Source organism: Macrococcus equi (genome assembly GCF_047426745.1).
Classification (GTDB): Bacteria; Bacillota; Bacilli; order Staphylococcales; family Staphylococcaceae; genus Macrococcoides; species Macrococcoides equi.
Window position 1 is genome coordinate 227,779 of sequence record NZ_CP179732.1, and the last position, 24,445, is coordinate 252,223.

At 34.4% G+C, this 24,445-nt stretch carries 25 protein-coding genes; 10 read left to right on the top strand and 15 right to left on the bottom strand.

Translation table 11 applies throughout. The features are described 5' to 3' along the window. Positions 1-108 precede the first annotated feature (108 nt). From cccB to fakB1, 7 genes are all read right to left on the bottom strand, one after another. On the bottom strand, positions 109-423 hold the full coding sequence (gene cccB / locus ACMGE6_RS01150; RefSeq protein WP_414044747.1) for a cytochrome c551: 315 nt from the start codon (positions 421-423) through the stop codon (positions 109-111). Between the two features lie 255 nt (positions 424-678). Further along, positions 679-1,780 (bottom strand): peptide chain release factor 2 gene (prfB, locus tag ACMGE6_RS01155; RefSeq protein ID WP_414044748.1). Its coding sequence is split into 2 segments (ribosomal slippage): positions 679-1,716 and positions 1,718-1,780, totalling 1,101 coding nucleotides; the frame shifts between segments, so codons are not numbered across the junction. Between the two features lie 5 nt (positions 1,781-1,785). After that, complete coding sequence (gene secA, locus ACMGE6_RS01160) at positions 1,786-4,314, bottom strand: preprotein translocase subunit SecA (RefSeq protein WP_414047795.1); 2,529 nt, start codon at positions 4,312-4,314, stop codon at positions 1,786-1,788. A gap of 145 nt (positions 4,315-4,459) precedes the next feature. Continuing rightward, positions 4,460-5,020 carry a ribosome hibernation-promoting factor, HPF/YfiA family gene (gene hpf / locus ACMGE6_RS01165; protein ID WP_414054137.1) on the bottom strand — a complete coding sequence of 187 codons (561 nt, stop codon included), beginning with the start codon at positions 5,018-5,020 and terminating at the stop codon, positions 4,460-4,462. 60 nt (positions 5,021-5,080) lie between these two features. Continuing rightward, a complete protein-coding gene (locus ACMGE6_RS01170; protein WP_414054138.1) occupies positions 5,081-5,773 on the bottom strand; it encodes a ComF family protein in 693 nt (230 codons plus the stop codon). Next, a complete protein-coding gene (locus ACMGE6_RS01175) occupies positions 5,763-6,992 on the bottom strand; it encodes a DEAD/DEAH box helicase family protein (RefSeq protein ID WP_414054139.1) in 1,230 nt (409 codons plus the stop codon). The genes ACMGE6_RS01170 and ACMGE6_RS01175 overlap by 11 nt, the downstream gene beginning before the upstream one ends. Before the next feature lie 64 nt (positions 6,993-7,056). After that, entirely contained in the window at positions 7,057-7,914 is an 858-nt protein-coding gene (gene fakB1 / locus ACMGE6_RS01180) for a fatty acid kinase binding subunit FakB1 (protein ID WP_414054140.1), read from the bottom strand. A gap of 132 nt (positions 7,915-8,046) precedes the next feature. Here fakB1 and ACMGE6_RS01185 point away from each other — a divergent pair, with 132 nt between their 5' ends. Next, on the top strand, positions 8,047-8,679 hold the full coding sequence (locus ACMGE6_RS01185; RefSeq protein ID WP_414054815.1) for a YigZ family protein: 633 nt from the start codon (positions 8,047-8,049) through the stop codon (positions 8,677-8,679). Positions 8,680-8,755: 76 nt separating this feature from the next. Here ACMGE6_RS01185 and ACMGE6_RS01190 read toward each other — a convergent pair whose 3' ends face one another. Continuing rightward, positions 8,756-9,799: a glycosyltransferase family 4 protein gene (locus ACMGE6_RS01190; RefSeq protein ID WP_414047793.1), complete on the bottom strand. Its 1,044-nt coding sequence runs from the start codon at positions 9,797-9,799 to the stop codon at positions 8,756-8,758. 187 nt (positions 9,800-9,986) lie between these two features. Between ACMGE6_RS01190 and ACMGE6_RS01195 the strand changes: the two genes are divergently transcribed. The 6 genes from ACMGE6_RS01195 (at position 9,987) to pepT (ending at position 15,567) form a co-directional block, all read left to right on the top strand. Continuing rightward, positions 9,987-10,943 (top strand): LCP family protein, encoded by a 957-nt coding sequence (locus tag ACMGE6_RS01195; RefSeq protein ID WP_414054141.1) that lies wholly within the window; start codon positions 9,987-9,989, stop codon positions 10,941-10,943. Between the two features lie 67 nt (positions 10,944-11,010). Then, the gene (locus tag ACMGE6_RS01200) at positions 11,011-11,865 is read left to right on the top strand and encodes a YitT family protein (protein WP_414054142.1); all 855 of its coding nucleotides are present in this window, start codon (positions 11,011-11,013) and stop codon (positions 11,863-11,865) included. Between the two features lie 11 nt (positions 11,866-11,876). After that, the gene (gene gdpS / locus ACMGE6_RS01205; RefSeq protein WP_414054143.1) at positions 11,877-12,941 is read left to right on the top strand and encodes a GGDEF domain-containing protein GdpS; all 1,065 of its coding nucleotides are present in this window, start codon (positions 11,877-11,879) and stop codon (positions 12,939-12,941) included. Between the two features lie 41 nt (positions 12,942-12,982). Then, the gene (locus tag ACMGE6_RS01210; RefSeq protein ID WP_414054144.1) at positions 12,983-13,741 is read left to right on the top strand and encodes a threonine/serine exporter family protein; all 759 of its coding nucleotides are present in this window, start codon (positions 12,983-12,985) and stop codon (positions 13,739-13,741) included. 13 nt (positions 13,742-13,754) lie between these two features. Further along, positions 13,755-14,240, top strand: coding sequence for a threonine/serine exporter family protein (locus ACMGE6_RS01215; RefSeq protein ID WP_414054145.1), 486 nt, complete (start codon positions 13,755-13,757; stop codon positions 14,238-14,240). A 103-nt stretch (positions 14,241-14,343) separates the two neighbouring features. After that, positions 14,344-15,567: a peptidase T gene (gene pepT / locus ACMGE6_RS01220; protein WP_414054146.1), complete on the top strand. Its 1,224-nt coding sequence runs from the start codon at positions 14,344-14,346 to the stop codon at positions 15,565-15,567. 66 nt (positions 15,568-15,633) lie between these two features. On the opposite strand, the gene ACMGE6_RS01225 is transcribed toward pepT, so the two are convergent. Both ACMGE6_RS01225 and ytxJ read right to left on the bottom strand, forming a co-directional pair. Further along, positions 15,634-16,719 carry a glycerate kinase gene (locus ACMGE6_RS01225; RefSeq protein WP_414054147.1) on the bottom strand — a complete coding sequence of 362 codons (1,086 nt, stop codon included), beginning with the start codon at positions 16,717-16,719 and terminating at the stop codon, positions 15,634-15,636. 77 nt (positions 16,720-16,796) lie between these two features. Further along, entirely contained in the window at positions 16,797-17,117 is a 321-nt protein-coding gene (gene ytxJ / locus ACMGE6_RS01230; protein WP_414044762.1) for a bacillithiol system redox-active protein YtxJ, read from the bottom strand. 141 nt (positions 17,118-17,258) lie between these two features. Here ytxJ and ACMGE6_RS01235 point away from each other — a divergent pair, with 141 nt between their 5' ends. After that, positions 17,259-17,471: a hypothetical protein gene (locus ACMGE6_RS01235; RefSeq protein WP_414054148.1), complete on the top strand. Its 213-nt coding sequence runs from the start codon at positions 17,259-17,261 to the stop codon at positions 17,469-17,471. Positions 17,472-17,567: 96 nt separating this feature from the next. On the opposite strand, the gene ACMGE6_RS01240 is transcribed toward ACMGE6_RS01235, so the two are convergent. Then, positions 17,568-18,461, bottom strand: coding sequence for an EMYY motif lipoprotein (locus ACMGE6_RS01240; protein WP_414054149.1), 894 nt, complete (start codon positions 18,459-18,461; stop codon positions 17,568-17,570). 121 nt (positions 18,462-18,582) lie between these two features. Between ACMGE6_RS01240 and ACMGE6_RS01245 the strand changes: the two genes are divergently transcribed. Next, positions 18,583-19,083: a GrpB family protein gene (locus ACMGE6_RS01245; RefSeq protein WP_414054150.1), complete on the top strand. Its 501-nt coding sequence runs from the start codon at positions 18,583-18,585 to the stop codon at positions 19,081-19,083. A 57-nt stretch (positions 19,084-19,140) separates the two neighbouring features. Further along, a complete protein-coding gene (gene murB / locus ACMGE6_RS01250; RefSeq protein WP_414044766.1) occupies positions 19,141-20,055 on the top strand; it encodes a UDP-N-acetylmuramate dehydrogenase in 915 nt (304 codons plus the stop codon). 38 nt (positions 20,056-20,093) lie between these two features. Here murB and ACMGE6_RS01255 read toward each other — a convergent pair whose 3' ends face one another. From ACMGE6_RS01255 to nrdI, 4 genes are all read right to left on the bottom strand, one after another. Beyond that, entirely contained in the window at positions 20,094-20,504 is a 411-nt protein-coding gene (locus ACMGE6_RS01255; protein ID WP_414044767.1) for a FixH family protein, read from the bottom strand. Positions 20,505-20,629: 125 nt separating this feature from the next. Continuing rightward, positions 20,630-21,598, bottom strand: coding sequence for a class 1b ribonucleoside-diphosphate reductase subunit beta (gene nrdF / locus ACMGE6_RS01260; RefSeq protein WP_414044768.1), 969 nt, complete (start codon positions 21,596-21,598; stop codon positions 20,630-20,632). An 88-nt stretch (positions 21,599-21,686) separates the two neighbouring features. Continuing rightward, the gene (nrdE, locus tag ACMGE6_RS01265; protein ID WP_414054151.1) at positions 21,687-23,792 is read right to left on the bottom strand and encodes a class 1b ribonucleoside-diphosphate reductase subunit alpha; all 2,106 of its coding nucleotides are present in this window, start codon (positions 23,790-23,792) and stop codon (positions 21,687-21,689) included. Further along, positions 23,755-24,150 carry a class Ib ribonucleoside-diphosphate reductase assembly flavoprotein NrdI gene (nrdI, locus tag ACMGE6_RS01270; RefSeq protein ID WP_414054152.1) on the bottom strand — a complete coding sequence of 132 codons (396 nt, stop codon included), beginning with the start codon at positions 24,148-24,150 and terminating at the stop codon, positions 23,755-23,757. Before nrdI ends, nrdE begins: the two co-directional genes overlap by 38 nt. Between the last annotated feature and the right edge of the window lie 295 nt (positions 24,151-24,445).

The following is a 24,445-nucleotide window of genomic DNA, read 5'->3' on the forward strand; positions in this document are numbered from 1 at the left end:
ATGCCTCCTGCAATATCCATATTTTAAAAATAATATACCATATCCCCATGGCATACTGTTCGTTGTTACGCACTTGTAATATTATCTTTAATGTAAATCCACAGATGACTATTTTTGTTTTGCAAGGTACTTCGCAATCTTTTCTGCATCTTTGCCTTCCACTAAATTTTTCGGCATTGCACCTTTACCATTTTTGATGATTTTAAGTATCTCCTGTTCAGAATATTTGCCGCCCACCTTTGTTAAATTTGGTCCGCTGCCACCCTCTAAATCCTTACCATGACATCCAATACAAGAACTATTTGCAAACGCCTCTCTACCTGGATCATTTGATTTATTCTCTGATGTCTTCTGTTCTTCTCCATTACCACATGCGCCAAGAACTAATGCTGACAGTGCTAAACCAGTTAATAACTTTTTCATGATAATCCCCCAATATTATAAATTTACTTTAATTATACTAAAAAAAGTGGAGGTGACAAAATTATGTCCTCCACTTTTATTCATCATATATTTGATTCGATTAAGGCTAAACGCATTGCAGCCAGCCTCTTTTTTAAACGGTGTCTTCAATGCTGGCGCAGATAAACTTCAAAAATCCTCAGAAATCAAAAAACGATTTTTTATGGATTTTCTCCAGTTTCTACGCGCCAAAAGGCATTGCAGACAGCCTCTTTTTTATAACTGTGATTTTAAGTAAGCATCAATGAATAAATCAAGATCTCCATCCATTACGGCCCCGGTATTTCCTGTTTCAGCGTTAGTACGGTGATCCTTAACCATTGAATATGGGTGAAATACATAAGAACGTATCTGCGAACCCCAGCCAATTTCTTTTTGTTCTCCACGAATTGCTGCAAGTTCTGCTTCCTGTTCTTCTATCTTACGCTGATAAAGTTTCGCTTTTAACATCTTCATCGCTTGTTCACGGTTTTTAATTTGTGAACGTTCATTTTGACAGGTAACAACGATTCCTGTAGGTATATGCGTGATACGCACAGCAGAATCTGTTGTATTAATATGTTGTCCACCGGCACCACTTGCACGATACGTATCAATTTTAATATCTTCTGTATTAATTTCAATTTCTATATTTTCATTATTTAATTCTGGTGTCACTTCACACGATACAAATGAAGTATGGCGTCTTCCTGATGAATCAAATGGTGAGATTCGTACTAAACGATGCACACCTTTCTCAGCTTTTAAGTAGCCATAGGCATTATGACCTTTAATTAAGATAGTAACACTCTTTATCCCGGCTTCATCACCAGGCAAATAATCAAGTGTTTCAACTTTAAATCCACGTTTATCAGCAAATCGCTGATACATACGTAGCAGCATTTCTCCCCAGTCTTGTGATTCCGTTCCGCCTGCACCTGGATGTAATTCTAATATGGCATTATTTGCATCAAACTCACCATCAAGTAACATTTTTAGTTCAAATGCATTCGTATCATCAGAAAGACTATTCAGTTGACTAATCAGCTCTTCTTCACTTTCTTTATCTGATTCTTCTTTTAACATCTCAATCAGCACTTCAATATTTTCATACTTTTCTTCAAGCGCATTAAATCCATTCACAACTTCTTTTAAAGCATTGTTTTTATTGATAATGTCCTGTGCTTTATCTCCATCATTCCAGAAATCTGGATCTGCCATCATTTCTTCGTATTCCTGAATATTCGTCTCCTTTTCTTCTAAGTCAAAGAGACCCCCTAAAACTATCTAATTTTTCCTGTATTTCAGCAAGTAAATTTTTTATTTCAAATTGTTCCATACAAATTACTCTCTTCCATGACAATTTTTATATTTCTTACCACTACCACAAGGACATGGTTCATTGCGGCCGATATCAGGTGTAGATTTTGTTTTTGGTTGCTGTTTCACTTTTTCTTTACCATCGTTTGCAACCATCGCCTCACCTTTTGCTACCTGTTCACGCTCTAATGTATCATCTTTTTCAACGATTGATTTCAACACGTATTTACTCACATCATCTTCGATATTTTCAAGCATCGCATCAAACATCGTTAATCCTTCATTTTGATATTCACGCAATGGATTAATTTGTCCATAACTTCTTAAATGGATACCTGTACGTAACTGATCCATCGTATCAATATGATCTGTCCATTTCATGTCGATTGTACGTAAAAGAATCATACGTTCAAATTCATGGAATTGTTCACCTAATTCAACTTGCTGATGTGCTAATTGTTTTTCAACAGCTGCCATGACAATCTCATAAATTTCATCATTATCACGACGCTTAATATCTTCAACATTTAAAGCACCTTCAGTTAAGTACATATCTTCTACGTAATTAACAAATGTTTCATATTCTGCAGTATCTTCTTCACCCGCAAAATGATAATCCACAGCACGGCGTACAGATTGTTCAATCATTCCACGAACCATTTCAGAACAGTCTTCAGTTTCTAATATTTCATTACGCTCTTCATAGATAATTTCACGCTGTTTACGTAAGACATCATCATATTCTAATACACGTTTACGGCTATCGTAATTGTTACCTTCTACTCGTTTTTGAGCAGATTCTACAGCGCGTGAAACCATCTTAGATTCAATTGGAGCTTCATCATTCATCCCAAGTTTCGTCATCATCGACTGCATACGTTCAGAACCGAAACGCACCATCAGCTCATCCTGCAGTGATAAGTAGAATCTTGAGTAACCTGGATCACCTTGACGACCTGAACGTCCACGTAACTGATCATCTATACGACGTGATTCGTGACGCTCAGTACCAATAACGGCTAATCCACCTAATTCTTTTACACCTTCACCTAATTTAATATCCGTACCACGACCAGCCATGTTCGTTGCAATCGTTACAGCACCTTTTTGTCCTGCTAATTGAACAATTTCTGCTTCGCGTTCGTGGTTCTTAGCATTTAATACGTTATGACGGATGCCGCGTTTCTTAAGTAAGTCAGAAATATACTCACTTGTTTCTACAGCAACTGTCCCAAGTAAGACTGGTTGTCCTTGCTTATGACGTGCAATGACATCATCAACTACTGCGTGGAATTTACCTTTCTCAGAGGCAAAGATGAGATCAGCAGCATCGACACGGGCAATCGGATTATTCGTCGGAATTTGAGTAACTGCCATATTATAGATATTCATTAATTCTTCTTCTTCTGTTTTTGCAGTACCCGTCATCCCCGATAATTTATTGTACATTCTAAAGAAATTCTGGAACGTAATCGATGCCATTGTTTTTGATTCATTTTGAATTTCAACAGCTTCCTTCGCTTCAATCGCCTGATGGACACCATCAGAGAAACGACGTCCAGGCATTGTACGTCCTGTAAATTGGTCGACGATAACAATTTCACCGTCTTGTACTACATAATCAACATCGCGTAGCATAGAACGATTCGCCTTTAATGCAATATTAATATGGTGCATTAAGTTAACATTTTTAACGTCATATAGGTTATCAACTTTAAACATTTTCTCAGCTTTATCTATACCTTGCTCAGTCAGTTGAATACCTTTTGTCTTCTCATCGTAATTATAATCTTCTTCATCTTTAAGCATTTTTACGAAGACATTCGCCTGAATGTACATACTTGTAGATTTTTCTGCTTGTCCTGAGATGATTAATGGTGTACGTGCTTCATCGATTAAAATAGAGTCAACCTCATCGATAATCGCAAAGTTAAGCGGACGCATTACACGTTCTTCTTTATACGTCACCATGTTATCTCGTAAGTAATCAAATCCTAATTCATTGTTCGTACTGTAAGTAATGTCTGCATTATAAGCCGCTCTTTTCTCTTCAGTCGATAAATGATTTAAATTCACCCCAACAGATAATCCTAAGAAATTATACAGCTGAGACATCTCTTCTGCCTGCGTGCTTGATAAATATTCATTGACTGTTACTACGTGTACACCACGACCAGTTAACGCATTTAAGTATACGGGCATCGTTGCAGTTAATGTTTTACCTTCACCGGTTCTCATTTCAGCAATATCTCCACGGTGAATCGCAGCACCACCCATTATCTGTACTTTAAATGGCGTCATACCTAATACACGTGTCGAAGCTTCACGCACAATCGCAAAAGCTTCTGGTAAAATATCGTCTAAATATTTTTCTTGTTTTCTATAATCTTCAATCGCTTTTAAATCTGCTTGAAATTTAGCTGTTTTATTTTTAAGGTCTTCATCTGATAACGAAGCCATTTCTTGTTCTAATGCTATTACATTTGTAGCAATCTTTGACAACGTCTTCAATTCTCTTTTGTTGCCGTCTAACATCTTTTTAATGAATCCCATTGTGTTCTCTCCTTTTAATACGTATGCATACGTCTACATCTAATAATAATAGCACTTCTCACGTTTTTATTGAAATAATTAGTATATTTTGTTTATGTATAAAAAAGCTGAGACGAATTTCTTCGTCTCAGCCAATCTCTTATTATTAATTTACAGAAGTTTCGATTAAACCGTATTTACCATCTTTACGTTTATAAACGATATTCGTGTCATTTGTCTTTGCATCATTGAAGATAAAGAAATCGTGTCCCAGTAAATTCATTTGTAATACCGCTTCTTCAGCATCCATTGGTTTAAGATCGAATTGCTTAGAACGAATGATTTCAATCTCATCCTCTTTCTCAGCAGGTACTTCTTCTACCTCAGGTAAGCTTGGAAATACTTCTTTTTCAATTCCTTTTTCACGGAATTTACGGTTAACTTTTGTTTTATGTTTACGAACTTGACGTTCTAATTTTTCTACGATTAAATCTACTGCAGCATACAAGTCATCATGGCGTTCTTCTGCACGTAGTGTAACGTTTTTTAATGGGATCGTTACTTCAACTTTAGATTTACCATCTTGATAAGTTTTAACCTTTACGTGTGCATTCGCATCCGGCACATTTGTAAAGTATCTTTCAAGTTTGCTTAATTTTTCCTCGATGTGATTTCTGATTGCGTCTGTAACCGTAATGTTGTCTCCGTGGATTTCATAGTTAATCATTGTTCCCACTCCTTTGAAACTATTCTTGTTGTTTCTTCCTACTTATATTTTACCAAATATTCAGGCTCTTGCAAACGCTAACATCTTGATTTCACAATGTTTATTGGATAATAATACACTCTTAGCATGACTCATCGTTAAACCTGTTGTATAGATATCATCGATCAGTAAGATACGAGCATTATCTTTTATATCACACGCATTTATTAAGCGAAAAGGATTCGTTTGTGATAGTCGCTCTTTTTTTGTCAGATGCATCTGCTTTTCACGATAATCAGTCTGAAGTACATTATGATATTTAATAGCCATATGATCTAATATCGTTGTAATGTGATTAAACCCCCGAAGCGCTAATCGCTTATCTGATATAGGCATCGGAATAATATAATCAAATTGTTTAAAATACTTTTTTGAATAATGCTTTAGCGTCAGATGAGCTAAAACTTTAGCTAATAATATATCGCCACTTGATTTGTATTGATGCAATAGTGCAGATAGTTGTGCATGATAGTCACTCACAAAATCAAGTTCATTCGTAAATGAAAATTGTGACTGTATAAACATACAGTCAATACATTTATTTTCATCAATATCGAGTTTTTTCTTACAGTTTTCACATCTTTTACATACATTAATTTGCACAATATTATTTTCACATACATCACATATCATTGGTAATGATGAAAACAAACTATCAATCGTTAGGATTTCTATCAATTGATTATCACATACAATACATCTGTTATGATACATCTCTTCCCCTCCGGTTCATCAGCTTTATATCTTTAACAGCCTGTATCATTGATTTACTTATCCCATCATGAAAAAATAACACTTCTCCATTCCTTTTCGCACCCTTCCTATCCACTCGCCCTGCAATCTGAATTAAGCTATCACTTTTAAACTGATGACTGTTGATCACCCATACACTTAATCCATACATTGTAAATCCACGTTCTAATATGGTCGTGGTTAAAATAAACTGATATTCACCTTTCCGTATCGCATCTACCTTTGCATGTCGTTCATGATCGCTTGCATATACACAAATCGTTTTTTGCTGTAAATTCTGGGGGAATGCATCATAACACGCTTCCATTAACTGAATGTCATTAAAAAAAATAAGCAGCGTATTTTTATGAGTCACCTTATCGAGTAATTTTTTTAAGTTTCTTGTAATTGATTTTTGACTTAAAAAGCGAAATTCAGGCACAGGTAATGGGCGCTCATGATAACGTAGCGGCAAATATACAGTACTTTGCCTACATTCCTTTCTTATATATTTAGGAGGTGTAGCTGACAAGTATACGAAAATACCATTGTGTGTTTTTGCTCTGCGTAGCAATTTCATTAATCTTGGATCATATCCCACTGGATATGCATCTATTTCATCAATAATAATTAGATCAAAATGATCTTTAAAATACATTAACTGATGAATCGTACTAATAATTAAATGTTCACTAGTTATTTCAGAATGACCTGCATATAGAGTTGCAATGTGCGTTGTCTTTAAATAATTTGTTAATCGTAAAGACAGTTCCTTCACAACATCGGTTCGTGGTGAAACAACAGCGACATTACCGCCCTTCTTTCTCACCTCAACGATTCCATCTAAGATCATTTCAGTTTTTCCTGCTCCAGTTACCGCATAAAGTAAACATGTTTGCTGTTTTTTTATTTGTTCTAATATAAATGCTGAAGCTTTTTTCTGTTGACAGGTGAGTTCGAAAGGCAACTCAAGCTTTATAGACTCCTTAAAATGATGTGTTGCCTCCAGATGTAGATAATGCTTTGAATGAACGCCTTGAGCAATACAGCTTCTACAGTAATGTACTTGCTGCTGATAGCCATGATGAAAATAAGTATAAAATAAGCGTTGCTGTTCATTAAGACAAAAGTTACACTTTATCTTTCGAGTGATATTAATCGCTGGAAATTCCGTCTTAATATCTGAAATGAATATTCTCATTTTTTCCTCCATAAAAAAAAGCACACAAATAATTGTGTGCCGGAAATAATAAAATATAAGACATTTAATTAAAAGAATTAAACTTTCTGTTCATATATCCTAGCCCAATAGATCTTTCACCTAAATGTGTACCAATAACCGGACCAAAATAGCTTTTCACAAAATCTACATGTGGAAACTCTGCTTTCAATTCTGCAAGTATATCGTCAGCTTCTTCAGATGCATTCGCATGGATCAGAACAGCTGTAATATCAGAATAATCTTTAGTTTCTTGAGCAAATAACGTTTTGATTTGTTTGATTGCTTTCTTCTTCGTACGTACTTTATCATACGGTACAATCTTAGTATCCACAAAATGCAGGATAGGTTTCACCTGAAGCATACTACCAATTAAAGCCTGTGCACCTGTTAAACGACCGCCCTTTTGAAGGTTCTTTAAATCATCTACAATAAAGTAGGCATGAATATCTTTTTTCATATCTTCAAGCTCAGCTATAATTTCTTCAGGCGATAAAGAATTCTTTAACTCTGCAGCACGAATCACATAAAACCCCATCGCCATCGCTGCAATTTCAGAATCAAATGGATGTATATCAATACCATCGACCATAGAACCTGCCGTAATTGCATTTTGGTATGTTCCACTAATACCACTAGATAAATGAATTGAAATACAATCCGTAAATCCTTCATCCTTTAATTGTTCCAGAAGTGCGACATATTCTCCTGTCGTCGGTTGACTCGTTGTCGGTAATTCTTTCTCCGTACGCATTCTTTCATAAAAAGTTTGAACGTCATAATCCTGTTCTACAAATATTTCATCCTTAAATATAACATTGAGAGAAATAATGCGTATGTCTAAAGATTTTATTATTGAATCAGGAAGATATGCTGTTGAATCTGTAATAATGGCTGTTTTCATAAATGACCTCCGTCCCATTACATCCCAATATATATATTATACGGTTTAATGCTAAAAATAAAGTAATACAAATGATATGATAATATTTTGATTAGTCTGTTAAAATAAAAGATATTTATAAAAATGAGGGATATCATGCAAAATTATATAACGATTAAAGAAGATACTGTAAACGAAGAAGTTATTAATAAATCACGCTTCATTACGTATTTATATAAAGTTGAATCTGAAGATGAAGCAAAAGCGATTATTAGTGAAATTAAGAAAAAACATAAAGATGCAAATCATAATTGTTCTGCCTACACAATTGGTGACCAGCATCAAATTCAAAAAGCAAATGATGACGGTGAACCATCCGGAACTGCTGGCGTCCCAATGCTTGAGGCACTGAAAAAAAATGATGTGCATAACACACTGGCTATTGTCACAAGATATTTCGGCGGCATTAAATTAGGTACAGGTGGTTTAATACGAGCTTATCAATCAGGTGTTACTCAAGCGATTAAATCAATTGGTAAAGTCATCGTTAAGAATGCTTTAAAATATAGTGTTAGATTAAGCTATGATGCAACCGGCAAATTCGAACATGCAATTGCAGAACACCCCTTTATGATACTTGATACCATTTACACCGACAAAGTAACATATCATATTCAAATTACTGCTGAAGATAAAGCTTCATTTGAGGCATTTCTAACTGAAACGACGCAAGGGAACGCACTATTTTCAATTGAACAGGAACTTATGTTACCTTTTAATCTATAACCTAATAAAGTGAGCACCAGATGTTAGATAAAACTCTGGTGCTCACTTTACTATATATAGTATTATAATTAAAAATTTATTTCATAACTTTTCTTAGTAACTTTAGCATTGGTTTATGATTATCATCAATTAGCCCCGTAAATTCAACGATTAATTCTATAGTTATAATAATAAGGGTTACAATCAGTATTGCGCCAAATTTTGTAGATAAATAAAGTATGATCGATGCAATACTAAACAAAGTTGCAATTGAATATATCAATATCACGGTTTGTGCATGCGTGTATCCTAGTCCTAAGAGCTTATGGTGTAAATGTGATTTATCTGCCTGCATAATCGGCTTACCTTGACGATACCTTCTAATCATCGCAAAACCCATATCAATAAATGGTACAGCCAGAATAATAATCGGGAAGAATAAAGATATCAGCGTGATATTCTTGAAGCCTAATAAACTTAAGACACCGATAATAAACCCTAATAACAAAGCCCCATTATCCCCAAGAAAAATTTTTGCCGGAAAGAAATTATATTTCAAAAATCCAAGTAAAGATCCTATTAAAACACTGCAGATCATCATAATAAATATATTTTGCTGTAGTATTGCAATAAACCCAATCGTTCCAAGTGCTATCATTGACACACCTGTTGCCAGCCCATCTAATCCATCAATTAAATTAATTGCGTTGGTGACTGCTACAATCCACAAAATGGTCATCGGTATACTTAAAAATCCAAACTCAATCACGATACCAAAAGGCAATGTGATTAGATCGAGTGTTATACCATGCATCACCACGATTAATGCTACTCCTATCTGGCCTATCAACTTTGTCAATGCTGATAAATCAAATAAATCATCAAAGATACCTAGTAAATGAATCAAAATTGCTCCAATGATAATAGGCTTTATTTCTGGCTCAACAGGATGTCCAATCCAAATTCCTACTAGAAAAGAAATCAGAATAACAACGCCACCTAATACTGAAACTGGCTGTTTATGGACTTTACGTAAATTTGGTTTATCCAGCGCACCCACAAGATGAGAAAATTTGATAATAATCGGGGTCAAAATAAACGAAATTAAAATGGTTATCATAATTAATTTTAATGTAAACATAAGCCACCTCAAGCTATTCATTCTTTATTACTATAGCACAGAAAATAGTTGTATCCTATTAAATATTAAATTTAAAGCGACTTTCAATCGACAATTTAAGTCTAATTTTGTTTGACTGATTACAGTTTTTGATACATAATAATACGGTTAAAAGAAAGTATTTCTATTGATATAAAGGAGATTATTTATGAGCTCTCGTGCACGTGTAAGAACTCAAAAAAAATTGTTTTTTGTCCTTGCATCGCTGTTTATGGTAACTATATTCGTTTTTGCATTATTATTCATCTATGTTTTTTTCCAGCTGAAACATACAGCAGATACATTACAAGACCCTAAGTACTCTCGTACTACCTCTGAAATGCGTCAAGGTAATATTGATCTGAGTTCAGGTCAACCCATATCAATCGCACTATTCGGTCTGGATTCTGATGCCGGCCGTGCATTGCGCCAAGAAGGAAAACGTTCAGATACAATTATCCTTGCGACAGTAAATCCAGCAAAACAGTTAACAACGATTATGAGTATCCCTCGAGATACTAAAGCTGAAATTGTTGGCCATGGTACTACCGAAAAGATTAACCATGCATATGCATATGGTGGACCTAAAATGGCAATTGATTCTCTTGAAAAGTATTTTAATATGCCGATAGACTATTATGCAACAGTAGATATGGATGACTTTGTCTATATCGTCGATAATATTGGTGGTATTGATGTAGTGAGCCCACATACATTTAAATTTGCAGAATACAACTTTGTCTCTGGCAAGAAATATCATATGAATGGTAAAGACGCGCTTGCATTTGCTCGTAGCAGAAAAGAAAAAGGGGCGATGGGTGATGAAGGACGTCAAATCCGTCAGCAAGTTATCGTAAAGGCGATTACAGATAAAATGCTTAGTATTGAATCTGTGCCAAAGTTTAATCAAATATTAAAAACGATTTCAACTAGTGTAACAACTAATATTGCTTTCCAGGACATCAATAAGCTTAGAAAAAATTATCCTCCTGCGGTTGGAACAGTTAAAAAACTCTATTTAAATGGAAATAATAAAATTGAATCTGATGGATTATGGTATTTCATACCGAATGAAGGCATGAAAGAAGACGTAAAGCAGCAAATGAAAGACAACTTAGGTATTTAATTTTAGAAAATAAGTAAAGCACTGATTGTATTGCTTTACTATTTTTTTGAACAAAAGGAGGAGTAGCATGAAAAAAAGTATATATGTTGATATATTATATACAATCATCGGTTCAATTATAGTAGGGATTAGTTATAATCTTTTCTTGCTGCCCGGCCAAATTGCTGCAGGTGGCATTTCGGGTTTAAGTACTATCCTCAATAAAATGATGGGTACTGATCCTGCAATGATTCAGTTTCTATTTAATATCCCAATCTTTATTGTAGGTTGGCTAACGCTTGGAAAATCTTTCAGTTTAAAAACAGTCATTGCAACTTTTGTTGTGCCATTCACTATTTTTCTTACTTCAAGTTTAGTAGAAAAAGGTACAACCGATGCTCTACTCTCTTCTTTATATGGAGGCATTGTGCTTGGCATCGGGCTTGGTCTTGTATATCGTGGTAATGGATCGACCGGTGGTACTGCCACACTTGCACAAATCGTGAAAAAATACACAGGGCTTTCCAGTGGATTCTGTCAGTTAATTGTTGATGCCTTTGTAGTGATTCTCAGTGCATTTGTATTTAACTTTGAACTTGCATTATATGCATTGATTTCGATCTATGTCACTAGTAAAGTGATTGATATTGTGCAATTACGTACAGGAGATAATAAACTCGTATTCATCATTACGACAAAAGAGCAGGAAATTATCAATCTTATACATGAGCATGTTGAGCGTGGTGTTACTAGCGTTAACGCATTTGGTGGTTATAATCGTGAAGGTAAAAGTATACTTTTTTCGGTTATGGAACAAAAAGAAGCGATTTATTTCAAACAACTTATTACACGAGAAGAACCAGATTCATTTGTAATATTTATCAATACTTCTGAGATTATTGGTAGAGGGTTCTCATCTGCCAAGATTTACCGTAGCAAATAAGGAGGGATATGATGATAGAAGCCATTATATTTAATGCTGCTGTTACAGTCAGTGGTATATATTTATTTCATAGATTTCAGTTTTTTGAGGAAAAAGAAATTGTATTCTCAAAAAACTACATTACACTGCTCATGACACTGATATCCTTTCTATTGATGACTTATCCAGTAAGATATCATGATATTTCTTTTCATCTGGCATTTATACCCATACTATTTTTAGGGCGCTATACTAATTTTTTATATACGATGTTCAGTGCCACAATTTTAGTACTCGCTGAAATCTTTATTTTTCATGCATCACTCGAAGATGCAGGTGTTCTTCTCTTCATTGCCGGCTGTGCCAGTATGATTGGACCTTTCATCAAACAAACTGACTTTAACGCAATCCAATGGTTAACATTATTAAGTCTTGTGATTATTGGTTTATATCAATATTTCACGGGTACGTTTAATTTATTGGCTATTATTTTGATCACTATATCAAGTTTTGTATTATCACTTACATCAAGTCTTATGTTTGTAGATATATGGCGCATTTATCGTGTCATTCAGCGTTATGAAAAAGAAGATGAAATTGACCATTTAACCGGCCTTGAAAATGTTCGTGAATTTGATCGTTACTTAAATGTTGTAAGTAAAAGTTCATCCGAAGCAAAACACGCCCTCTCGCTACTTCTTATCGACATTGATGATCTTAAAGAAGTTAACGATCGTTTTGGACATGATGCCGGTGATGCAGTGCTAAAACAAATGGCTCAGGTTATTAAAAATTATGTTCCAACAGAAGCTAAAATTTTTAGAAATGCCGGTGAAGAATTTAGTGTGGTATTTACGCGTCAGACATTAGATGAGACAGTTAAAATTGCTGAAAGTATTAGATTAGGTGTCGTCAATTCATCATTCCACCTACCTAATAAAGAAGTCATTCATCTATCAGTGACGATTGGTATAGGATATATTACAAAAGATGAGATAAAGACACATCGTAAAATATTTAAAGAAGCAGATGAAATGTTACATGCAGCAAAAAATCAGGGACAAAATACAGTAATGTTCAATCCCATTATTAAATAACAGGAAGTAGTCTTTCTGTTATTTTTATTAAGGAGGTCAAAATGGTTTCAGTTCAACTCTATGACGAAAAAAAGGTAAAAGACGTTGCAATGCTGGCTGGTAAAATATTATTAGAATCGGGTGCAGAAACTTACCGCGTTGAAGATACGATGACACGAATTGCTTCTCATTATGGTCTGTTTAATACGCATAGTTTTGTGACACCTACCGCTATTATATTTTCACTTAACGAAAAAAGTTCAACACGCCTATATCGTATTTCAGATCGTACGACAGACCTCGAAAAGATTTCAGAGGTAAATGAGATTTCTCGTGCCATTACAAGCGGTAAAGTTACGTTGGAAGCAGCAAAGCTTGCTCTGGATGAATTAGAAAAAGCTGATTTACAATATTCCTTTTGGCTGAAAGTATTAGCCAGTGCGAATGTTTGTGCGTTATTTTTACTAATGTTTAAAGGGCAGCCAATGGATATTATCCCAGCATTTTTAGCTGGGGGTCTCGGGTATTTTGTCTGTGACTACTTCAGTCAACTATATAAAATTCAGTTTTTCGCTGAATATGCAGGTGCGATGGCAATCGCTTTATTTTCTCTATTCTTCGTTAACTATATCTTGCCTGGTGAATTCGATAAAATTATTATTTCCGCTGTTATGCCACTCGTACCAGGTGTACCTATCACAAACGCGATTCGTGATATGATGGCTGGTCAATTACTCGCTGGCATATCCAAAGGAGTTGAAGCGGCGCTTACCGCTTTTGCAATAGGTGCTGGAGTTGCTACCATATTAATTATTTTTTAGAGGAGGATGAGATATGACCTTACTATTTCAAACGGTAATTAGTTTTTTTGCGTCTGTATTTTTTGCGATTGTCTTCAATGCTCCTAAAAAATTATTGTTCGCTTGTGGTTTAGTCGGTTCGATTGGATGGATGGTTTATACGATTGCAGAATCCACGAAATTAACACTAGCGGTCGGCGTATTTTTAGGATCTTTTGCTTTAAGTCTATGTGCACATTTTTTCGCAAGATATTACAAACGACCTGTCATCATCTTTAACGTTGCAGGTATCATCCCTCTAGTACCTGGTGGTGTTGCATATGACGCTACAAAAAACCTTATTATCTCTGACTTTAGTGAAGCTTTAGCAAAAGGAATGGAAGCAACTCTTGCCTCAGGCGCCATTGCTTTCGGTCTGCTAATTGCAGAAATCGTATTCCAGACCTTCCTGAAAGGATATAAACATTTCCGATATACCAGACATCGTCGTAAAAAAGGTGAAGAACCTGTCAAACTCTAACACACTAATTTTTATCTCACTAGTGAAATAAAAATTAGTGTGATTTTTTTGTCAATTAAGATTAGAATATAAGTATTAATAAAATTTAACAGGAGGATTTAATATGAAAACTAAATTAATCGATAGATTATCAACCTATGTAAAAATCGACACGGAGTCTGATGCAGCGAGTACATCAACACCATCTACAGAAAAACAATGGAATTTGCTTCGACTCCTGCAAAAAGAAATTGAAGATTTAGGACTTGAAACTGATATAGATGAGTTCGGCTACCTATTTGCAACATTACCATCAAACACAGATAAAAATGTTCCAACAATCGGGTTACTTGCTCACGTGGATACTTCACCTGATTTCACAGGTGCGAATGTCTCTCCTCAAATCATCGATAACTTTGATGGGAATGACATTACGTTAAAGAATGGCCTAGTCATCGAAAAGGCTAAATTTCCCGAATTAGAACTATACACTGGACATACTTTAATGACGACTGACGGTACGACACTACTTGGTGCTGACAATAAGGCCGGCGTTACTGAGATTATGACTGCTATCGAATATTTACTTGAACATCCAGAAATTAAGCACGGAAAAATTCGTTTCGGCTTTACACCAGATGAAGAAATTGGTCGTGGACCTCATAAGTTTGATGTAGAACGTTTTGGGGCTGAGTTTGCTTATACTATTGATGGCAGTCGACGTGGTGAACTACAATATGAAAGTTTTAATGCAGCAGGTGTTGAGGTCGAATTTAATGGTGTGAATGTTCATCCGGGCAGCGCAAAAGATAAGATGGTTAATGCACTAAACCTGGCTGTAAGCTTTCAAAATGCTTTACCAGAATTAGAACGCCCAGAGCACACAGAAGGTTATGAAGGGTTCTATCATTTAATGGATTTACAAGGTAATGTTGAACACGCAAAGTTATCTTATATTATTCGTGATCACGATCGCGAACAGTTCAATGTGCGTAAGCAAACAATGGAAAAAATTATCAACGACATGCAATCAACATATGGTGATAATGCAGCAAATATAGTTATTAAAGATCAATACTATAATATGGGAGAGAAGATTACTCCCCACAAAGACTTAGTCGATGTGCCATTAGCGGTAATGCAATCTTTAAATATTGAACCGATCGTTGAGCCGATTCGAGGTGGGACTGATGGTAGTCAGTTATCATTTATGGGATTACCAACACCAAACATCTTCACCGGCGCTGAAAATTTCCATGGACCTTATGAATATGTATCTATTGACGATATGGAAAAATCAGTGATGACAATTGTAGGAATCTTAAATAAATTCGAAGAGAAAGCATAGTTATAAATTAAATCATAAAACGAACAACCGACTCAAATCACATTGAGTCGGTTATTTTGTACTTTTTTATTTTTTCTGGGTGGCCATCAAAATATTTTTCACTGCATTTTGCAACTGTATCCCTATTTGAATATCTTTTGTATCTTCTTTTACTTCCGGATAGATGTTTAGTTCAATCACTGATTTGTCGTTACTCATCTGTTTATATTGCTTCCCTGCCATTAAATAAATATTTGTTTTCTCAGGATTTTGTATTTTATTAATCTCACTAACCACCAGTGAACCTGTCGATTCATCGATACTTCCCCCACCATAAATCACCATATCTGCTTCATCCATTAAATTATGAATGTGGGTACGATCAAATATCAACTGTGCTGAAGTCATCGTTTCAGCCTTAAAAATCTGCTCAAATATCGCTCTTATCGCCCCACCATCACCACCATAAATTGAAGCGGTAAAATCTATGCCAATTTTCTTAAACTGCTGCGTAACATACCAAATATTATTATCAACAGATTGTTTCGTATCGAAATCATAATCGCTATGCGCAATATGACTTTCCTTGCCATATATTTTATATTGATGATCACTTACAATTGTAAAACTTACATCTTTTAGACGATTATCGAGATCACTCAGTTCAATATGTCTGATTTCCTTTAAGTCATTCTGTGTTAATACATCTTCCATTATAGCAAGGTCTCTATTATAAAATTTCGCACCGAATGCAGATAACATTCCTACTCCGGCATCAAATGTTGTTAGCCCACCAATCGATATAATAAACGATTTAATCCCCATATCCATACCTTGAGTTACCAGTTCACCTAAACCATAACTTGATGAATCTATCGGGTTATTGTTCTGTCCCAGGACATCCTTACAGTCAATTAACATCGTATCGTGACCTAGTATAGCAACTTCAACTTCGACAGGTAAAAGACTGCCATCTTTTACTTGTCGTTTGATTTTACGACCCTTTTCCCATACAAGCAATGCATCAATCATATTCTTATCGCTTTCAAACAAGGGAACCATCACAATATTAGCGCTACTGTGTGCAGCTTTAATACCATCAAAAACATATTGATTCGCATGATGAGAATATAATTTATCAAAAAATGAATCCATTGCGACTAATATCTTCATGTTTTCCTCCAAAATAAAATAACTAATAGTATCACTATTAGTTAAGTTAATTCAATATTAATTATCATACCATGAAACTATTCTTCAGCTTTAGAAAGATTAGCTATCGTAATATTTTTATGGCTATCATGCCAGGTAACTTCACCATTATTAAAGTAAAAAGCTTGAGGTGATTCATGTTTAATGTTCGTTTTAGCTGCAATATAATTTGATAATTCTCGTGCATCCTGAACAATTAAATAATAAGCATTAATATCTCGTTCATATGCAAAATTATCAAACTGGTCATAAGCACTAGCTGAAATTGGGCATGTATTTGAATGTTTTAAGAAGAAAATCTTAGAGTTATTTTCCAGTATTTCTTCAAACTGTTCAATCGTATTCAATTTTATAATCATGATTTCACCCCATCATTGTGCATTCGATTTTTAAAATATATCATGGTAAGATTTTTTTTGCAATCTATTATTTATTTATACCCCTATCTCAAATAAATACACATTGTTATAATATAATAAAATAATTAATTGGAGGATCTTATGAATAATAATAAATTCCCGCTTAAAAGGTGGACTTTTATTGATACATTAAATACTTGTGTATTAATCTATGTATTACTTTTCTTTAAGGATATCAATAAAAATCCAATGCTCACAATTATCATTTTTATTGCGATTGCTATTTGGGTACTTACCGTGATTGTAAAAAATGTAATTATCTCTAAACAAGACAAACAAATAACCAAAAAATAATAAGATACATACTGTAAGTTTTCCTCAAAATTAAAAATAAAACTGAACAGATCATTAATTACGATAATTGATGATCTGTTCAGTTTTTTATTTCAATTATTGTTTAGACTCCAGGTCATTTAACGCTTCATTGTACTTTTCATCCATTGTTTTGATTTCTTTGGTATTTGCCAGAATATCCTGAATTGGCATTTTCTGAAGCTCATTCTCTGTCTTCATCGCTACTTTTCTTTCTTTGTAGTAATTAATAAGACTATAGTATGTCTCAATCGTTGCTTTACGCATCCCTACTACATTGTTTGATTTTAGTTTCGTTTGATTTAACTTATCTACGTATGTTTTAAGCAAAGGGATAAGTGTATCATCAATATATTTTTGTTTTTCTGGTATCGTTGCACTTGAAGTTAAATATGCAACTTTTTTCCTGAGTTCATCACTGTTATTATTAACTATTTTTGATAATATTTCAAAATCTTTTTCATCTGCAGCATTATTTTCAGCACGCTGAACATATTTTTCATTGAGCGTTTTATTCTTTTCAAAAACTCTCGTATAATCTAATATCTTTTCATTCGACAAGATTGATTGATTGAATAACTTCATATATTGTTCAAGTTCAGAAATAAATTGTTTCTTTTTATTTAAATTGCGCACGTAAATATTGTGAACGTCTTTAACTTCTTTTGTTACTGGTTCTACCGCTCTTACTTTCTTTTCATAAATACTTAATTGAGGTTTGATTTTTTTATTTATATCCTCTTCTATCTGCTTAAGTTGTTTCTTTTTTTCTTCAGTTACTTCTGTTCCAAGTAACTGATCAGCTTTGTCTAACCCTAAACGATCAATTAAAGCTACGAGCTTCTTTTCCTCAGATTGTACATCTTTCATTTGCGATTTATAATCATTTATATCGGACTTTACTTTATCACCACATCCGGTAATAATGATACTTACGAATAGTATAAATAGTATAGAATAAATATTTTTCATATATTATCTCCTCAATATCAATATTATACCTAATTTATCCGTGAATTTAAACAATGATTATCTCTCGGAAAACGAAGTAGGTAGAGAAATATGAAGCGACATACGAAAGGAATCCCAATATATGCTTAAACAAAAACCTTTACTTATAGAAAATAATCATCGTGCGATTTATAGCAAGCAGTTCAAACGAGTAGACAGTTTGCTTGTCAATTTACTGGATACACCAATCATCAAGACCTATCATATTGGTTCTACAGCAGTGGAAGGTGCTTTAACAAGTGGTATCATTGATGTTTTAGTAGTTGTAAAAAGTTTGCATGCGATGACAACACTCGACGAAAAACGTTTAAATTTGCAACACTTTTATCGCATGCATCATCCTTATGATAAAAAATGTGTCTATGCAAAATTTGATAACCTTAAAACTTTAAATGAAACAGTGAGACTTCATATCGTCGAGGATAATAGTAAAAAGTTATCAAAATATATTCAGGGCCAGGAAATTTTAACATCACAATATCATGCTTTCAATGAATTTAAATTGTCTATAAAAAATGAAATTTCTGTGAAAGAATATGAAAATATGAAATCAGATTGGTTTAAACGTCATCTGTCAGTTTGAAATCCATACATTAACTGATATAATTAAGTTTGAATTTACTGAAAGGGCGTAATATATATGCAAGTAAATGAAATTTACGATGGCCTAAGTGAACTTATCGGAGCTTCACATATTAAAAAAAATGAGCCTTTAAAAAATTATACATATACAAAAACAGGTGGAAATGCTGATATTTATATCACCCCTGTGAAATATTCTGAAATTCAAAAAACAATTCAATTTGCTAACCAACATCAAATTCCTGTCACTTTTCTTGGTAATGGTTCTAATATAATCATTCGCGATGGTGGTATTCGTGGTATTGTTATTAGTCTTTTAGGTCTTACTGAAGTACAGGTTGAAGTTGACACGATTATTGCAAGCAGTGGTGCAGCCATCATCGATGTCTCACGTATTGCACGCGATCATCATCTTACAGGTCTGGAATTCGCATGCGGAATACCAGGTTCAGTAGGAGGCGCAGTATTTATGAATGCTGGTGCTTATGGCGGTGAAGTCAAGGACGTTATCGAAAGTGCTACGGTCGTTAACCAGAACGGAGAAATCATTACGCTGACGAATGAAGAACTTAAACTCGACTACAGAACTAGTATTATTCAATCAGAACACTACGTCGTACTTGAAGCTTCATTTAAACTGGAACGTGGTGATATTAACTTAATTCAATCACAAATGGATATTTTAACAGAACGTCGAGAGGAAAAACAACCTTTAGAATATCCTTCATGTGGTAGTGTCTTCAGAAGACCTCCGGGTCATTTTGCCGGACAATTAATTCAGGAAGCCGGCTTACAGGGGCATCGTATTGGTGGCGTTGAAGTGTCAACAAAACATGCAGGATTTATCGTTAACGTCGATAACGGTTCAGCTACAGATTACGAAAATATGATTGCCCATGTACAAAAAGTCGTTCTAAATAATAGCGGTGTTGAATTACAACCTGAAGTCAGAGTAATAGGCGAAAAATTATAGAAGGGATAAGGACAGCAGTCCTTATCCCTTCTATAATTTTATTGAACTGTAACATCAGCATTTGGCATTGTATGTTGATTATGGGCCGTGACATGGCTAATGACATTATAGTGACCTTTATCCTTAAATGTATATTCAAGTTCATATACACCTTTTTCAGCTTTCTTAACTTTTTCCTTCACTGAATGCTTCATATCTTTATCTTTGATAATTTCAAACATCACTTCATCTGCATTGTTCACAAATTCTTTACCGTGTTTTACTGTCGCTGTAATTTTAACTTTATCTCCGGCTTTCACTTTTGCTGGAGCTTTTAAGTCAACAGTAAGAGGTGTTACTGCCTTAGACTCTGATTGACTGCTATGTCCTTCATGACCTTCGTGTTTTTTTTCCTGACCACAAGCTGTCAGCATGATGACACTTGCTCCAATAAGTAATAATTTTTTCATAAGAACCTCCTAAAAATTTAATCCACTTAATTATTAGAAAATTTTAGTATTTTTTCAACAACAAAATTGTGACAAACGCTAAAAAAACAAGCTGATGCCCAAAATGTCATCAGCTTGTCAAAATATTAGTTCTCAAATACAAAATCTTCATCTGTTAATGCTTCTACGTTTAACGCAATAACATAACCATCACCTTTTACACTGAAAAAGTCATGATTTTTAGTAGATGTGTTCAATGCATTTTCGATAATTGGATTAAAATCTTTCTCCTCAAAATAAGGTTCAAAACCTAAGTTCGCTAACGCCTTATTACCATTGTACTGCACGTAATTCAAAACATCTTCTGTTAATCCCACACGATCATAAAGCATCTTTGTATAACTTTCTTCATTTGCATAAAGCTTTTGAAGCATGTCATACATATCTTTATCTGCTTTTAATTTCTCATCATCAGTAAGCTCATTGCGTAAACTTTGAGCATCTAAGCCAGTAAATACACCGTGAATTGATTCATCAAGTAATATTTTACGGATAATTTCACCTGATGTTGTCATCTTACCTTGCCCTGCCAGATATAAAGGATAGTAGAATCCGCTATAGAAAAGGAATGTCTCTAAAAAGACAGAAGCGACACGAGCCATATACTGATCATAGATTGAAGCATCTTTTGCCCATAGTTTATGATATCTACTAACTATTAAATCTGATTTGAATTTAAGGTGGGGTTCATTCACTACCCAGTTATCTAATAACTCATTAGTTTCAGATGACGGTAGAAGTGTTGTAAAGATGTGTGAATAACTTTTAGCATGAATCTGCTCCATCATACCCATGAATGAATACACAGCTTTTTTGCGTAAGTCTTGTGTATGTAAACCAATTAAAGGCATACCGTCATCTGCCTGATGTGTGTCGAGTCCTGTAAGACCTGCCAGTGCATGATTAAACGTGTATTTCTCATCATCAGTAAGTTCTTTCCAGCTTGCGATATCTTTTGACACTTTAAATTCTGATTCTACCCACATTTGAGAAATATTTTGTCGCCAGAACATATTGGTCATATCTTCTTGTGTATTCCAGTTAACAGCTTTCATTTTTTCAGTCCTTTGTCATTTGTTTTATAAAACACTATTAAGAGACCGAAAATCGGCCTCTTAGTCCCTTATTTATTCATTAAATATATTATACTGCGCAACTTGTACATTCCTCTACACTTAATAACTTATTACGTGTATAGTATAAAGATTTCAAACCTTTATAGTGTGCATATACATATAGTCGTGATAATTCACGTGTTGATATATCAGAGTTGACGAATAATATCGTAGAAATGCCTTGATCCACATGCTCCTGAATTGTTGCAATTAGATCAATCAGTTTCATTTGATTCGTATTAAAAGCTGATTTATAGAACCACATCGTCTCTGGAGATAAGAACGGCATAGGATAAAAAGTTTCTGCATTACCATATGTTCTGCGTTCAATTTGATCAACAATCGGCATTACAGAACTTGTTGCATTCTGCACATATGAAATACTTTGTGTTGGTGCAATCGCTAAACGATAAGCATGGAAAAGGCCATTCTTCATGACCGCTTCTTTTAACGCTACCCATTCTTCCTGAGTCGGTATGTGCATTCCCTCAAACAATGCTTTCACCTTATCAGAATGTGGTGTATAGTCTGTAGTTTCATATTTCTCAAAATACTTGCCTGATGCATAATCAGACTGTTCGAAATCTGCATAGCGTTCATTACGTTCTACTGAAATCTGCATTGATCGCTCAATCGAATAATAATTCATCATCATAAAGAAAGTCGCCGCAAATTCTTTTGCTTCATCACTTTCATAGCCGATTTTATTTTTAGCTAAGAACCCGTGAAGATTCATCACACCTAGTCCAACAGAATGTAATTCACGGTTAGCTTTTGCTACCCCTGGTGCATTCTTAATATCTGCTGCATCACTTACTGTTGTGAGAGCATCCATACCGATATGAACTGAATCCTGAAATTTCTTAGATTCCATTACATTCACAATATTAAGTGAGCCTAAGTTGCAAGATATATCACGTTTAATTTCATCATCTGTACCATAATCATTGATGACTGATGTTTCTTGTAACTGGAAGATTTCCGTACATAAGTTACTCATCTTGATTTGACCGATGTTTGAGTTAGCATGAACCTTATTCGCATTATCTTTAAACATTAAATAAGGATAGCCTGATTGTAATTGTGTTTGTGCAATTAAATTCAGCATTTCACGTGCATCTTTTGATTTTTTCATGATATTAGGATTATTGACTAATTCATCATACATTTCATCGATATTTAAGTCATCTAATGTAATGCCATATTCACGTTCAACAGTATGTGGCGCAAACATAAAAAATTCTTTACCGTCCTTAGCTAAATCAAAGAACTTAGAAGGTACGATTAAGCCTGTTGAAATCGTTGATAGTCGTAAGTCTTCATCTGCATTTACTTTCTTCGTATCAAGGAATTCCAATACATCATAATGGAAAATATTTAAATAGACTGCTCCAGCACCCGGACGTTGCCCCAGCTGATCAGCATAACTAAATCCACCTTCAAGTGCTTTGGCAACAGGTAATACACCTTTAGCCACACCTTTTATACCTTTAATTGCTTCACCACGAGCACGCAGCTTCGATAAGTTAATCGCAACGCCGCCACCTATTTTAGATAACTGTTTCGCAGTTGAGTCAATATAATTGATAGAGTTTAAACTATCATCTACTTCAAGTAAGAAACAAGATACTAGTTCCCCACGACGGGCGCGTCCTGCATTTAAGAATGTAGGAGTTGCAGGCTGATAACGCTGCTCTATCATAGCTGAAACAAGTGCTTTTGCTTTCTCTTTATCACCTTTTGCAAGGTATAGTGCAACAATAACTACGTGTTGTTTGTAATCTTCTAGATATTGTTTCTTGTCATTTGTCTTTAAAGCATAGTCCTTAAAGAACTTACTTGCTGACATATAGCTGGCAAACTGGAAAGGTATACTTTCAGCGTATTTAATAATTTCCATCAAATCAATTTCAGTATATTCATCAAATAAATTATAATAAAAGTTTTGATCTACTAAAAAGTGTAAACGCTCAAGTGGTGAATCAAAATGTATCGTAAGATCATAGATTTCTTCAAGATATACAGCTAATGCTTCCTGATCTTTAGCTAAATCAAAAAAACCATCTTCACGGCGTTTAGTCACCTGATTATTTAATTCAATATGTTTGTATTGCTTCTCTTCTACTGTTTTCATTACATTCTTCCACCTTTTTATTAAATAATTCTACGTCTCGTTGATTGCCGTGAAGTTCAAACTTCATCAGTAAGGGTACTTGATATGTAGCACTGATTAAATCTCCTGCTTTAGCAAAGTTTTGTCCCCAATTTCGGTTGCCACTCGCAGCAACAGCCGTTAAATGATGATGATATCTTTCTAAAAATTGAGATACTGCATCTGGTACCTGTCCAAAACCAATTGTTCCAGTTACAAGAATAAAGGGTTCTGACACTTCTTCTTCCATTGCAGTTTCAAGAGGTAACGATCGAGGTTGACCTGACTTTTGAATAAAACGACGAACATTTCCTGTTAGTGAATAGTAAATAATAAGCATGATGACCACTCCTGCATCATAAGGAACGTTACTAAGCCTTACGTCATGTATAAATAGTAAATATGTATCGTATTTTTCTCATTTTAGTTTCAAATTATCTTGTGTCTCAAACGGAAAGATAACACAAGATATAGTGGTGCAAAAATTACACACACACAAGATATACGATTAATTATAGCACTTAAAAATACCATTTCAATCAGAACAACCTCAAAAAAATTTAATTTTAGTGATTGACTTTTTCGACAACTTTTCAACCCATTGATATGTCTACTTTTCTTGATGTTGAAAAAAT